The sequence below is a fragment of the Halovenus aranensis genome, assembly GCF_900100385.1.
Lineage (GTDB): Archaea > Halobacteriota > Halobacteria > Halobacteriales > Haloarculaceae > Halovenus > Halovenus aranensis.
Genome location: NZ_FNFC01000025.1, coordinates 1 through 13,564, shown reverse-complemented (window position 1 = coordinate 13,564; position 13,564 = coordinate 1). Strand labels below are relative to the sequence as shown.

General features: G+C 61.2%; 11 protein-coding genes, 2 rRNA genes and 1 pseudogene. 11 read left to right on the top strand and 3 right to left on the bottom strand.

Going from position 1 to position 13,564, the window contains the following annotated elements; translation table 11 throughout:
* From BLR34_RS17290 to BLR34_RS15795, 8 genes are all read left to right on the top strand, one after another.
* Positions 1-685, top strand: a 23S ribosomal RNA gene (locus tag BLR34_RS17290); the annotation flags it as partial.
* A gap of 141 nt (positions 686-826) precedes the next feature.
* Positions 827-948 (top strand): 5S ribosomal RNA (gene rrf, locus BLR34_RS15825).
* A gap of 320 nt (positions 949-1,268) precedes the next feature.
* On the top strand, positions 1,269-2,891 hold the full coding sequence (locus BLR34_RS15820) for a SufS family cysteine desulfurase (protein WP_092704786.1): 1,623 nt from the start codon (positions 1,269-1,271) through the stop codon (positions 2,889-2,891).
* 11 nt (positions 2,892-2,902) lie between these two features.
* Entirely contained in the window at positions 2,903-5,296 is a 2,394-nt protein-coding gene (locus tag BLR34_RS15815; protein WP_092704784.1) for an efflux RND transporter permease subunit, read from the top strand.
* Positions 5,297-5,415: 119 nt separating this feature from the next.
* On the top strand, positions 5,416-7,359 hold the full coding sequence (locus tag BLR34_RS15810) for a NosD domain-containing protein (RefSeq protein ID WP_092704782.1): 1,944 nt from the start codon (positions 5,416-5,418) through the stop codon (positions 7,357-7,359).
* Positions 7,352-8,074: an ABC transporter ATP-binding protein gene (locus tag BLR34_RS15805; RefSeq protein WP_092704780.1), complete on the top strand. Its 723-nt coding sequence runs from the start codon at positions 7,352-7,354 to the stop codon at positions 8,072-8,074. Before BLR34_RS15810 ends, BLR34_RS15805 begins: the two co-directional genes overlap by 8 nt.
* Complete coding sequence (locus BLR34_RS15800) at positions 8,071-8,889, top strand: ABC transporter permease (protein WP_092704778.1); 819 nt, start codon at positions 8,071-8,073, stop codon at positions 8,887-8,889. Before BLR34_RS15805 ends, BLR34_RS15800 begins: the two co-directional genes overlap by 4 nt.
* A 74-nt stretch (positions 8,890-8,963) precedes the next feature.
* A complete protein-coding gene (locus BLR34_RS15795) occupies positions 8,964-9,545 on the top strand; it encodes a nitrous oxide reductase accessory protein NosL (protein WP_092704776.1) in 582 nt (193 codons plus the stop codon).
* A gap of 26 nt (positions 9,546-9,571) precedes the next feature.
* Here BLR34_RS15795 and BLR34_RS15790 read toward each other — a convergent pair whose 3' ends face one another.
* Positions 9,572-10,126, bottom strand: coding sequence for a class I SAM-dependent methyltransferase (locus BLR34_RS15790; RefSeq protein ID WP_092704774.1), 555 nt, complete (start codon positions 10,124-10,126; stop codon positions 9,572-9,574).
* A gap of 66 nt (positions 10,127-10,192) precedes the next feature.
* Positions 10,193-10,582: a CopG family ribbon-helix-helix protein gene (locus BLR34_RS15785; RefSeq protein WP_092704772.1), complete on the bottom strand. Its 390-nt coding sequence runs from the start codon at positions 10,580-10,582 to the stop codon at positions 10,193-10,195.
* A 101-nt stretch (positions 10,583-10,683) separates the two neighbouring features.
* Between BLR34_RS15785 and BLR34_RS15780 the strand changes: the two genes are divergently transcribed.
* A complete protein-coding gene (locus BLR34_RS15780) occupies positions 10,684-11,910 on the top strand; it encodes an MFS transporter (protein ID WP_092704770.1) in 1,227 nt (408 codons plus the stop codon).
* Between the two features lie 84 nt (positions 11,911-11,994).
* Positions 11,995-12,522: a hypothetical protein gene (locus BLR34_RS15775; protein ID WP_092704768.1), complete on the top strand. Its 528-nt coding sequence runs from the start codon at positions 11,995-11,997 to the stop codon at positions 12,520-12,522.
* An 18-nt stretch (positions 12,523-12,540) separates the two neighbouring features.
* On the opposite strand, the gene BLR34_RS15770 is transcribed toward BLR34_RS15775, so the two are convergent.
* Positions 12,541-13,203 carry a helix-turn-helix domain-containing protein gene (locus BLR34_RS15770; RefSeq protein ID WP_092704766.1) on the bottom strand — a complete coding sequence of 221 codons (663 nt, stop codon included), beginning with the start codon at positions 13,201-13,203 and terminating at the stop codon, positions 12,541-12,543.
* A gap of 67 nt (positions 13,204-13,270) precedes the next feature.
* Between BLR34_RS15770 and BLR34_RS15765 the strand changes: the two are divergent.
* Positions 13,271-13,564, top strand: a pseudogene (locus BLR34_RS15765) (IS5/IS1182 family transposase); the annotation flags it as partial.

Sequence of the window (13,564 nt, the reverse complement as noted above, 5' to 3'; positions counted from 1 at the left end):
CTCACTCCGGGAGGAGGACACCGGTAGCCGGGCAGTTTGACTGGGGCGGTACGGGCTTGAAAAGATATCGAGCCCGCCCCAAGGCCACCTCAGCCGAGTCGGAAACTCGGCGGAGAGCGCAAGAGCAAAAGGTGGCTTGACAGTGTTCTTCCCAACGAGGAACGCTGACGCGAAAGCGTGGTCTAGCGAACTTTTGCGCCTGCTTGATGCGGGCCAAAAATGACAGAAAAGCTACCCTAGGGATAACAGAGTCGTCACCCGCAAGAGCACATATCGACCGGGTGGCTTGCTACCTCGATGTCGGTTCCCTCCATCCTGCCCGTGCAGAAGCGGGCAAGGGTGAGGTTGTTCGCCTATTAAAGGAGGTCGTGAGCTGGGTTTAGACCGTCGTGAGACAGGTCGGCTGCTATCTATTGGGGGTGTATTGGTGTCTGACGGGAACGCCCGTATAGTACGAGAGGAACTACGGGTGGTGGCCACTGGTTTACCGGTTGTTCGAGAGAGCACTGCCGGGCGGCTACGCCACACGGGGTAACGGCTGAACGCATCTAAGCCGGAAACCCACCTGGAAAAGAGACACCGCTGAGACCACTCGTACAAGACGAGATCAATAGACTCGGGGTGTACGCGTCGAGGCAACGAGACGTTCAGCCCGCGAGTACTAACAGGTCAAAGCCACCATTCATTCCACATCTGGATACACGGGCCCATGAAGCGGGTCCAGGCGTAACCTGGATTGCACGTACACACGGTCGTCACAATATCGACCACTGATTGCAGGTGCATCGGCCCACACCGATCGCGGTTCGAGTCCGCGAATCAGCGTTAAGGCGGCCATAGCGGTGGGGTTACACCCGTACCCATCCCGAACACGGAAGTTAAGCCCACCAGCGTTCCGGTGAGTACTGGAGTACGAGAGTCTCTGGGAAACTCGGTTCGCCGCCTCTATTCATACCACTCTCAGCCCACAACCAGTGACAACGCTGGTTGTGGGCTTTTTTCATGTCTCTCGCGTTCGAATTTGACAGCCACCCACGACGAGAGTAATCGACATTCGCACGATACCAGAGAAACGGCTCTTTAGGAGTGAGTTCCGTACTCTAAGGTGTTACGTCACGATAACATCGCACCTCTACTTGACTCGAAAGATGGGACATTCAGGTCTCTCCAAACCGTGCAGCCATTTGGTTCTCCACTACAACAGTTCGACACCGGAAGCCCTTAGTTTTACATTGCGGGTGCTAGATGTTCGATGCAACTGTCGAATGATGGCCAATAATATTCAGGATATCCGAACTGACTTTCCGATACTCGACCGCGAGATAGATGGTACGGAGCTGGTTTATCTCGACAACGCGGCGACGACACAGACGCCGGAGTCGGTGTACGAGGTATTTGAAACGTATTACCGAGAGTACAACTCGAATATCCACCGCGGCATTCACACGCTGAGCCACGAGGCGTCTGTCGCCTACGAGGAGGCCCACGACCGGCTGGCACAGTTCATCGGGGCAGAAGGACGCGAGGAACTGGTGTTCACCAAGAACACAACCGAGAGCATCAACCTCGTCGCCTACGGACTGGGGCTCCGGAATCTCGGGCCGGATGACACTATCGTCACGACCGAGATGGAACACCACGCCTCGCTGGTGACCTGGCAGCAGATTGCCGAGCTGACGGGAGCGACGATACAGTTCATCCGAGTGACCGACGATGGGCACCTCGATATGGAACACGCAAACGAACTCATCGGACCGGAGACAGCGGTTCTGTCGGTCACGCACGTCTCGAACGTGCTCGGGACGGTCAACCCGGTTGCGGAGTTGGCCGAGTTGGCACACGACCACGACGCGTACGTCGTCGTCGACGGCGCACAGTCGGTGCCCACCCGACCGGTCGATGTCGAGGAGATGGACGCGGATTTCCTCGCGTTTTCCGGACACAAGATGGCTGGGCCGACCGGCATCGGCTGCCTCTACGGGAAGCGCCGTCTCCTCGAAGAGATGGACCCGTTTCTCTACGGCGGCGAGATGATTACCCACGTCACCTTCGACCGGTCGGTCTGGAACGACCCGCCCTGGAAGTTCGAGGCGGGAACGCCGCCGATTGCCGAGGGTATCGCGCTCGCCGAGGCGGCTGACTATCTCGACGACATCGGGATGGACCGCGTCCGCGAACACGAGGACCGCCTCGCCCAGTACCTCCTCGAACGGCTGGAGGCCCGTGACGATGTCACGGTATACGGGCCGCCGTCAGGTGAACAGCGGGCCGGCCTCGTCTCGTTCAACGTCGACGGAGTCCACGGCCACGACATGTCTTCCCTGCTGAACGACCGGGGTATTGCTGTCCGCGCCGGCGACCACTGCACGCAGCCGCTCCACGAGAGACTCGATATCCCCGGCTCTGTCCGTGCATCCTTCTATGTCTATAACACCACAGACGATATCGAGACGCTTCTGGACGCAATAGACGACGCCAACGCAAAACGCGACGCCTACCTCCGCTCGGAGCGATACCACGACGCGATTTACGACCACTACAAGAATCCCCGAAACGCGGGCGGGCTTTCGGACCCGACGATGCGAAAGTCCTCCGACGAGACTGTCTGTGGCGACGACGGCGAGTTCCACGTCGATATCGGCCCGGACGGAACCATCGAACGTCTGGCGTTCGAGTCCCAGAGCTGTGCCGTGAGCCAAGCGGTTGCGAGCATCCTCACCGAGCACCTCGAGGGGATGCGCCTGGCGGAGGTCGCCGAGCTGAACGCCATCGAAACCCTGCTCGACGGGCAGTTCCCGCCGCTACGCCGGGACTGTGTCGTCGGGCCCGAGGACGTGATACGCGAGGCCGCACGCGAGTACGTTGACCGGCGGACGAGTACGACCCCCTGACGGCAACAGATATGGATTCAGGTGACGCAGGCGAGAGCCAGAGAGCAGAGGGTATCGCCGACTCGCGGTCGGAGACGCTCCTGACGAACCTCGGCGAGTTCGCGGCACGACGTCCGCTCGTCGTCGTCGGAGCCGTTCTCGCGGTCGTCGTTATCGCCGCGGGAAGCGCTGCCGTGGGCGTCCAGATGAGCATGGGGATGGAGCTGTATATCGACGACAACTCCGACCCCGCACAGGACTGGGACGAAATCCAGACGGATTTCGACAGGGGGAATGTCGTCTTCGTCGTCGTCGAATCTGAGAGCCTGTACGACCCTGAGACAATCGCTGCCGTCGACCGCCTCGACGATGCATATTCGGACCTCGGGGAGTTCAACCACGTCATCAGCCTCGCCGACGTGGTCCGCAGAGGACACGGCGGAACGCTCCCCGAGAGCAGTGCAGACACCGAAGCGGCCGTCGATAGCGTCGCGCGTGACAGCGATGGGGCCGCCGCGATGGTCGACCAGCTCCGTCCAGACTCGGAGACGACGGTCTTGATGCTCTCCTACGGCACCGCCGACGTGCCCAGTGAGTACGACCAGCTGCTTGGCTTCCTCCCAGGGACTGAAGCGGATGTCATCACTGACCGACTCGACGACCGCACCGAGACCGTCTCTCTCCCGCCTGAGACCGAGGTGACAGTGACGGGGTCCCCTGTCTTCGAGGAGGCGGCATTTGGCTTGATGCTTCCCGAGATGCTCAAGCTGTTCGCGCTTGCCTTTGGCGTCATTTTCGCGGTCGTGTTTCTCGTCATGCGGGGGCGCCTGACCCGGAGCTTTCGGGTCTTTCTCCCGGTAGGGACCGCGCTGCTCGCGCTCGTGTACATGGTCGGGGCGATGGGTGTCCTTGGCTACCAGTTCAACGCTATCATGCTGGGCGTGATGCCCATCGCACTCGGGCTAGGCATCGATTACGGACTGCAGGTCCAGACACGATACGTCGAGGAGCGGCGGAACGGACACGAGCCCGTAGCCGCCGCTGGCATCACGGCCAGAACGACCGGGCGAGTACTCTTTCTGGCGATGGGTACGACGGTCGTCGGACTCGGAGCCCTGCTCGCCTCGCCGGTCCCACCGGTCCGCCAGTTTGGGGTGACTGCCTCGGTCAGCGTGGTCGCGGCGATGGTGCTGTCGCTCACGTTTTTGCTCTCGGTGCTGGTCTGGCTCGACGACGGCGAGGCGACCGGTAACGACTCGTCCGGAGACCCGGGGAGCACAGGTTACGCGAGCGCGGAAGACGCGGACGCAAGCGGCGTGATAGAGACGGCAGCGGGCGTACTGGCGACAGCAATCACTGCCCGGCCGCTTCTCGTTGTGCTGATTGTAGTAGCCGGCGTCGCAGGCGGTGCCACAGCGTATCCACAGGTCGACACGACCCAAGAGATGCTCGATTACTGGCCGGACATCCAGGAGAAAGAGGACATCGAAGAACTCCAGGCAGTTGCGGACAGCCCCAAGGTCATGTACACCATCGTCGAGACAGAAGCGCCGTATTCGGCCGAGACGCTGGGGGATGTTGCTACATTCCAGTCGAGGATGACCGACCACCCCGACGTCAACGCCGCGATGAGCCCGGCGGTCGCTCTGGAAATGAGCCACGGCGGCGAGATTCCGGACGATGCTGACACCATCCGGGCGACACTTGAGGAGGCTGAAACAGATTCGCTCTTGCCGCTGACCGAACGAGCGTCACATCCCGACCGGCTGCTCGTGACCTTCTATCTCGACGAAGTCGAGGGTGAACAGACCCGTGCACTCATCGAGGACACCGAGACTACGGCAGCGAAGACACTTCCCGAGGGGACCCGAGCCGCGGTTACCGGAAAGCCAGTGTTGAACCGGAACGTCATCGAGAACGTCACCGAGGGCCTATCGACGATGACGTTTCTCAGCTTCTCGCTGGCAGTCGTTTTCCTCGCACTCGCCCTCCGGTCCGTTCGGCAGTCGCTGCTGTTGGTGTTGAGTGTCGCCGGGAGTGCGGTGCTTCTCGTCGCCGGCGGCATGACCCTCTTCGGAGTCCCCTGGAACCCACTGACCGTCGCCACGGCCTCTATCGTCCTCGGTGTGGGCGTCGACTACGGACTCCACGTCCACCAGCGGTTTCGAGAGGAACGGACCGTCCACGGCGCGGACCCGGCTACAGCTATCCACACCGCGATGGCGACGCTGTCGCGCCCAGTGCTCGGCTCGGGGCTGACGACGATGCTCGGATTCGGTGTGCTAACCGTCTCCGGGTTTCCGGTCCTGTCGAATTTCGGGAAAGCGATACTCATGGCGATGGGGTTCGCCCTGATTATGACGTTCACGCTGTTGCCAGCGGTCTCGACGCTCTATGCACGGGTCGGAAATGGCCGTTGTTCCTGACCGCAGATATGACGAGACCGGGTAGAGTCGTCGCCCCTGCGGTACACAGCTCGGCCCAACTGGTGGTTTCGAGTCGCGTACCAGTATATGTAAATTTACGCCAGCGCTAGACCTGAGCAGTGACCGGAATACGCTGGCTCTACGAGAGTGACCTGCCACGTCGCTTGCTTTTGGCGCTGGCCGTACTCGGGGTCGTCGTCGTCGCTGGCGCGTTCCTCGCGGACGCAGGAGACGCTAAACCGGAGCCGGTCCCGTTCGAGCAGGCGACCACCTTCAGTATGCCAAACGAGGACCGGCTCGCGCTCGAAGAGCGCGGCCTCTCGGTCCCGCGCGTCGAGGTGTTTTACTCACAGTACAACTACGTCGTCGGTTATGAGGGGCTCGCCCGGGCAATCGACACGCTCCAACGACCACAGCACGACCAGCAGTTCGGCCAACCGCTCGCCATCTACGTCTCGGACTACGCAGGAACTGACGCGAGCGTGACCGAAGACGGCTACCTCGCCGTCGAGAGCGACCCGGGATGGGTGAGCGCCGACGAGGCCTGGTTCGTTTACAACAGCAGTGCCCGGACGACCGTAAGCGATACTGTCGTCCCGTTTTCGACGGCTGCGGCGGCCGACTCGTTTGCCAGCCGCCATGGCGGTGAAGTCGTCGGCTGGTCGACGGTAAAATCAGCCGATATCGAAATCGCCGACGCGACCGCCGTCCGCGAACTGGTCCCAGAGTTACGAGCGTCTGCCGACGAGCGGACGGCAGCCGTGCAGGGTCTCCTCGACAGAGACGTGAGCACAGTTGTCGGTGAGGACGCCCCGACGGTCCAGGCCGCAATCGACGCGGCACCAGCGAATTCGACTGTCGTCGTCCCGAACGGGACATACAGCGAACATCTCGTCGTCGACAAGCCGCTCACCCTCCGTGGGTCGGCCACGATACGGGGCAACGGCACCGGAACAGTCGTTCACGTGACAAGCGACAGGGTCGCGGTCGCCGGACTCTCGGTTAGGGGAATCGGCGACCAGACGCAGGCCGACGACGCGTCCGGGGATGGCGAGTGGGACGACGTGATTGACGTGAGCTACGGCCACAGCGACGCCGGCATCCGCGTCTCGAACGCCTCGGAGGTCTACGTCCGTAACGTCAGTATCGATACGCCGACGAGCGGTATCCTGTTGAGAGATTCTACAGGCAGCGTCGTCGACGGCCTCCGGGTCAACGGCACCGAGAACCCCTTCGACGGGTTCATGGGTGTCCTCTCGATTCGTTCGCCGGTGGTCGTCCAGAACTCGACGTTCGACGGCGGCCGCGACGGTATCTACCTGCACCGGGCTCACGAAACCGTGGTCCGAAACAGTACGTTCCGTGAAAACCGGTTTGGCGTCCACTTCATGTACACCTCTGACACGCTGATTGCCGACAACGTCGCCAGACGACAGACAGCGGCCGGCATCACAATCATGACGAGTCCTGCTCGCAACGCACTCGTCGGCAACGACGTGCGATACACGAGCGACGGACTCATCCCCGGCGGCGCTCGAACCTACGTCGCAGAGAACGTCCTCGCGTACAACGAACGCGGCATCATGGCGGGGTCGCGGCAGTCTCTCTACGAGCACAACGTCCTCTACGGAAACGGCGTCGGGATGCGTGCGGGGTCGATTCTCCCGTCGAACGTGGTCCGGGAGAACGACTTCGTCGCAAACGAGGAACACGCGAAAGCCGGCATCGGTCCACTGCGTATCTGGACTGACGACGGTACTGGAAACTACTGGGAAGGCGCATACGGAGACCGGAGTGGCGACTCACTCGACCGGTCGTACTCGCCGACTAACCCGACCGAGAAAGAACTCCACCGCCTCGACGGTACCGTCACCCTCGCGGAGTCACCCGCCGCCAGAGCACTCGCCGAGATTCGGTCTACGTCTCCGGGTCTCCGCCGGGGCAGTATCGTCGACGTTGCGCCCCGTGCCGACGCATATGCACCCGAGACAATCGACGCGATAGCGAACCACGAGGAATCAGACCTCTCTGGCACTCTCTCGAAAGGTGACGAGAATGAGTGACGAGCACGTTCTCTCTGCAGACGATATCTCACACTCGTTTGGCGGTGTCGAAGTCCTCGAAGCAATTTCCCTGTCGGTCGAACGCGGGAGCGTTACGGCGCTCGTCGGCCCGAACGGGTCGGGCAAGACGACACTTTTGCGAGTCCTCGCCGGTATCCTCTCGCCTACTGAGGGAACGGTCTCCTATCACGGCCCAGAGGCCGAGCGTGAAATCGGCTACATGCCACAGCAGCCGTCGTTCCGTCCCGGGTTCACCGCGGCCGAGACGCTCGCATTTTACACCTCGCTCGTCGATGGCGACCCCGAGTCACTGCTCGACCGGGTCGGGCTGGCGCAGGCGCGCAACCGACGCGTCGAGGCGCTCTCGGGCGGGATGCGACGGCTGCTCGGCATTGCGCAGGCGACGGTCGGCGACCCGCCGGTGACCATCCTCGATGAACCCGGAAGCGGCCTGGACCCGGGGATGCGCCAGCAGACCTTCGAGGTCGTCGCGAACCTGGCAAGTGAGGGAACTGCGGTACTACTCAGTACCCACGACATGACCCTCGCCGCAGAGTTTGCCGACCAGATTGCCCTCATCGAGCGCGGTGCTGTCGTCGAGACCGGCACGCCACAACAACTGCTCGACACGTACGAGTGTGAATCACTGCAGACGCTGTTCGAGACGGCCTTCGAGACAGACACAGCGGTCGACGTAGCGGGTGAGACAGCATGAGCACGCGAAAAGCGGTACAGACACTCGTGGTCCGCGAGCTCGTGACACTCGCCCGGTCACGGGCGTACTACGGACTGATTGCCGGCGTGTTCCTCGTGTCCGTCGGCGTGTTGTTCGCTGGTGGTGGTGCCGAAGCGGGATACGTGCCCGCTGCCGTCGACCTGCTGTTACCCTTCGAGTTACTCGTTCCGGCCGTGGCAGTTGCCCTCGGTTACCGGACCGTCACGGATGATGCACAGCGAGGCGAACTCGACGTACTGAAGACGTATCCGGTTCCGCCGTGGGCGTACGTTCTGGGAGTCTACGCCGGGCGTGCCCTCGCGCTGTGTGCCGCGCTGGTGGGTCCGCTTGCGCTTATCGGCCTCTATCTCAGTACACAGTCGCCCCCGGACCCCGCGACACTCGCCACACACCAGGGTATCGATTCGCCGGCACTGTTCGTCCGTTTCGGTGCCCTCACACTGGTGTACGGCCTGGTGACACTCGCACTGGCGACGGCAGTGTCGGCACTCGCGTGGTCACGCCGGACCGCTATCGTGCTCGCAGTCGTTGCCTTGACGGTCGTAGTGGCTGGTATCGACCTTGTGTTGCTCCGTGGGTTCGGGACCGGCTGGATTGCCGACCAGCAGCTGACGACGCTGCTTGCGGCGTCGCCGGCCAGCGCGTATCGGGGACTCGTGTTCGAGACAGTCCTCTATGCGGCCTTTGACACCGAGACCGGCTACGCGGCTCCCGGAGCCAGCGCTATCGGGCTTTTCGTCTGGTTCGCTCTGACAGTCGGAGTGACGGTCGCGGGTGTCTCACGGGCGAACTGAATCAGCACCAGCCCACGTCTCCGTTCGAGAGATGGACCAGATGAGATAATTGATACCAGCTGCTAGGTCAACCCATGAGGTACCGACCAGAACTGGGTCGCATCCACCGCCGGCGGCTGTTGTCGGGCATCGCTGGGGCAGGGGTCGCTGCAATCGCTGGCTGTCTCGGAGACGAGACGGACGTACCCGAGGCCCGAGCGATAGAGCAGGGCCAGTCGTGTGATAACTGCGATATGACAATCACGGCTCAGCCGGGGCCCGCAGGGCAGGCGTATTATCTCGACAACCCACCGGCTGCCCTGCCTGACGGCCGTGGCGACGGAATAGCGCGGTTTTGTAGCTCGTGGTGTACGTACACCTACGTGTTAGAACACGACAGCGAACCGGCCGGCGTCTACACGACCGATTACTCCGCTGTCGAGTACGACATCCGTGATGACGGCGGGACGCCTGTTCTGAGCGCACATCTCGACGCAGCAGACTTTGCTAAGGCGGACTCGCTCACCTACGTCGTCGGCAGCGACGTCCAGGGCGCGATGGGTGGCTCGCTCGTCGGTTTCAGCGAAGAGAGTGACGCCGAAACATTTACTGATACCTACGGGGGTTCACTCACGACCCACAGCGACATCACGCTCGAAACGGTCCGAACCCTCTGAGCGTCTCTCGGCCGCGGTTCGCCGGGCTATCGACGCGCTCGACAGACGAACGTCTCGGTCCGACTGACTGCGTGGTCGACGGTGAAGCCAGCCTCGGTCAGCGCGGAGACCGCGTGTCCGAGGTCGTGGCGCTCTCCCAGCGGTGGGCCTGCTGTTTCGCTCCCGTCTGCACTCCAGTCGACTGTTACCAGCCGACCGCCGGGCCGGAGGACACGGGCGAGTTCAGCCATGCTGTCGGCCCCCGAAAACTCGTGGTAGGTCATCGTCGAGAACGCTGCGTCGAGCCCATCGTCGTCGAGAGGCATGTCTTCGACAGAAGCGTTCAGCGGCCGCACGTTCGCTGGTCGGCCCTTCTCCTCGTAGTACTCGTGCATCTCGCTCTGTACGTCGACGGCGTAGACCGTATCCGCGTGGGGCGCGACGACATCGGTATAGAATCCGGTTCCGCTGCCGAGGTCTGCGACTGTCGTCTCCTCGTTTGGTGCGACCAGCGTCAACAGCTCCTCGCGCGAACACCAGCGATACCGCTGCTCGTCTTCGAGGTTCCCTGCCTTCTCGGCGTCAAACGTGTGAAAGCCCATAACGACAGGTGGGGCGGCGACAGTAAAACGGTACCGTCGACAGCGGGTCCCCTCCGAGCCGGTGGGTTAGACCGGTCGCAGAAACATGACATTCACCCGTCCGACGGCATCGAAATCGCGGAGCTGGTAGACGAGTTCGCGTACCCGCGAGGCGGGCCCAGAACAGAACACCGTTTCGAGACACCAGTCCCCACGGTGCATATGCTGTGTCGTGCTGATGACCTCCTCGAAGTCGTGCTGGACGGTGTGTAGCTCCTCGATGACGAGGGTGTGTTCGTAATCGAAGGCAACTGCAGCGACGGCGTCACCCTCGATTTCCTCGAGGCGGGTGTGGCGTTCGATGTACTCCTGCATAGCTTCCCGAACCGCTCGGGACCGCGAGTCAAGTCCCTGCGTCTCCCACGTCTCGTCGAAGGCATCGAGTACGTCCTCGGGAACGTTGAGGCTAGTTCGCATACGTCGACTTGGCAGGGCACCAACTTAGGCGTCTGTTATTACGATCTCTCGATAGCGAAATAAGATAACGTGTTTACACGCTCCTCGGCGATAGCAACTCGATGAGTGAGACTCGGTATCGTGGGTCGCTACAAAAACCCGTGGTCGGATATTACATCTACAAGGCGACCAAGGCGGTCGAGTTCTACCGACCGATAATGTACCTCTTCTTTCTTGCACAGGGGCTCACGTTCACACAGATTGCCGTCCTAGAGACAATCTATAACCTCACGACACTTCTGGGAGAGGTTCCGACCGGCTACGTCGGCGACCGAGTCGGCCGCCGAAACAGCCTGCTCATCGGGACTGTGATGATTTCGCTCACGCTATGTGGCATCGGCCTCGCCAACTCGTTTGCCGCTCTCGCCGTACTCTATGTCTGCTGGTCTGCGGGGTACAACTTCCGGTCGGGGAGCGAGGACGCCTGGCTGTACGACACGCTTACCGACGACCTGTCGGAAGACGAGTTCGCCCGCGTCCGCGGCCGCGGGGAGTCTGCCTCACTCGCGGTCGGTGCTGGTGCAGCAGTCGTCGGTGGCTATCTCGGTAGCATCGACCTCTCCTATCCCTGGTTCGTGGCCGCTGGCGTCACCGGCCTGGGTACCGTTGTCTTGCTCACCCTGGACGAACCAGATACCTACAAGAAAAGCGACGCCGATAGCTTGGGTCTCCGCCAGACCCTCGGCATCGTCACGGACGTTCTCTCACAGCGAAACATCCGCGCGTTTATTCTCTATTATTACGTCCTCTACGCGGCGGTGACCTACCTGGTCTTTGTCTTCCTCCAGCCGATTTTCGAGACGGTGGTTGTGGATATCGGCGTCTCGCCGGGACGCGTCGAGTCACTGCTCGGGTGGTTCTACGCCGCCTACAGCCTGATTGGCGCAGTCATAAGCTACTACACCGGGGCGATAAAGGACCGACTCGGCATCCGGGCGTGGTTTCTCGTCTTGCCTTTCGTTCTCGGGGTTGCACTGGCCGCCATGTACGTCGTCCCGGTCCTTGCGCTCCCGACATTTCTGCTCGTGCGCGGTCTCTCCGATGTCACGCGGTCGTTTGCCGGCCAGTACGTCAACGACCGCGTGGACACGCTCGGACGGGCGACTGTCTTGAGCGCGATGGCGATGGTCAGCGGCCTCGCAGTCATCCCGTTTCAGCTCGGGAGTGGTCTCATCTCGGATGCCGTCTCACCGCTGTTTGCGGTGGCAGTCGGCGGGGGGGCACTCGTCGTTGGCTCCCTCCTGATTTTTCTCTGGGAGTCTCCGGTAGCCGGGACTGCTGCTCCGTGAGTGGCCGCATTCGTTTACTTCGGACCTCAACCCTGCATATGCAGAGAAATGTAGATTGTCTCCTCGGGTGAACACAGAACTGTCATGTCGACCTCGAAAATCACCGGCACAAACGTGTTGGCTTTCATCAAGAGCACGGGAGAGGTATCGCCAGTCTTCGCGAACAAAGCACGAGAGATATTCGCTGACCACGGAATTTCGGACCCGACAGAAGACGAGTGGTACGACGCCGACGATTACCTGGACGCACTATTTGCATTCGTAGACGAGGTCGGAGAGATGTCGGTTCAGCAGGCTGGTCGCGAGATGGTTCGGGTGAACGAGCCGATTATGGAAACGGATTCTATCGACGACGGAATGGAGACGTTTGCAGCACAACACAAGGGAACCCACAAGAACTGGGACTACGAGTCAGACGGCCGAGTCGAGTACGAGCAAATCAGTCCAACAGCATACCGAATTTCGACAACCGGCGGATACAGACATCCCGAGGCCCTGTTGCGGGGTGCATCGCAGGAAGTCGTCATCCAGACCAGTGACGCGAGCCACGTCGATATCGAGGAAACAGAGCCACAACCTGACGAAGTTCACGCGTTTGAGCTGCACTGGTAGCCAAACAGTCAGACGGGGTTACTCTGCGTGTTGGTCCGGGGGCGTGCCAACTGTCTCGCTCAGAATCTGTTGGAGGCCCCTGTGCAGCAAGGCTGCTGCCGACTGACGAGAAATGTTGAGCCGTGAAGCGATGTCTTCCTGTGTCGCGGCCTGTGGATACTCGAAGTAACCCGCGTCGAGTGCGTTCTCCAGAGCGGCCCGCTGTCTCTCAGTCAGGCCGTACTCGTGTCGTTCAGAGTCTGGAACAGTCTGGAGCCGGTGAAGTTCGGGCGGAAGCCCAATCTCATCACAGCGGTCACAGAACGTTCCGAACGAGTCCCGGTCAACGAAACTCAACTCGACCATCCACTCGCCGTCGGCAAGCGTATAGCAACGATGCGGGATTCCGTCGTTGTCGACGACTGCGCTGTGTGCTCTGATGTCTGGGAGGTCGGGCGAGTACTCGAGAATGTACCGGTGTCGACCCGCAACGGGACCGAACTGTTCGAACTCACAGACGGTTTCGTCCCACTCGAGCAAGCTGGCGAACTCGTCGGGTGTCTCGGTTGCAACCTCGATATGTACCTGGAGATGGTCCGGGGTTGCCTTCCCCCAATCGACAATCTCGATTCGCTCGTTTGGTCGCTCTTCCCGTGTCGGTCCGAGTATCCGCCCGTCGAGCGAGACTGTCGGTTGAATCACAATATTATATTTATAATAGAGCGTGTCATAGAAAGCCTCACAATGGAGGCTGCAGGGTGCAAAATGTGTGTCCAGCACAAGTGCAACCCTGCAAGACGTAGCTTCGGTTGACGACTTCTTGAATGTCGCGGCTACGGAGACAGCACCGCTGTTCGAGTACTTGGAGTTTGAGTTTCTGCTGGAGTACGACGTGTTCGCCCCCTCGAAGCGGGGGCGAACACGAGTACACAAGCCACCAGAACTCTTTCGAGGCTTCCTGCACTGCTACTACAAAGGCATCTACGGCACACGTCCAGTCACACGCGAACTCCGAAATACACTGACTTGGCTGTCCTGTGGCTTTGAAAAACCGCCGTCACGA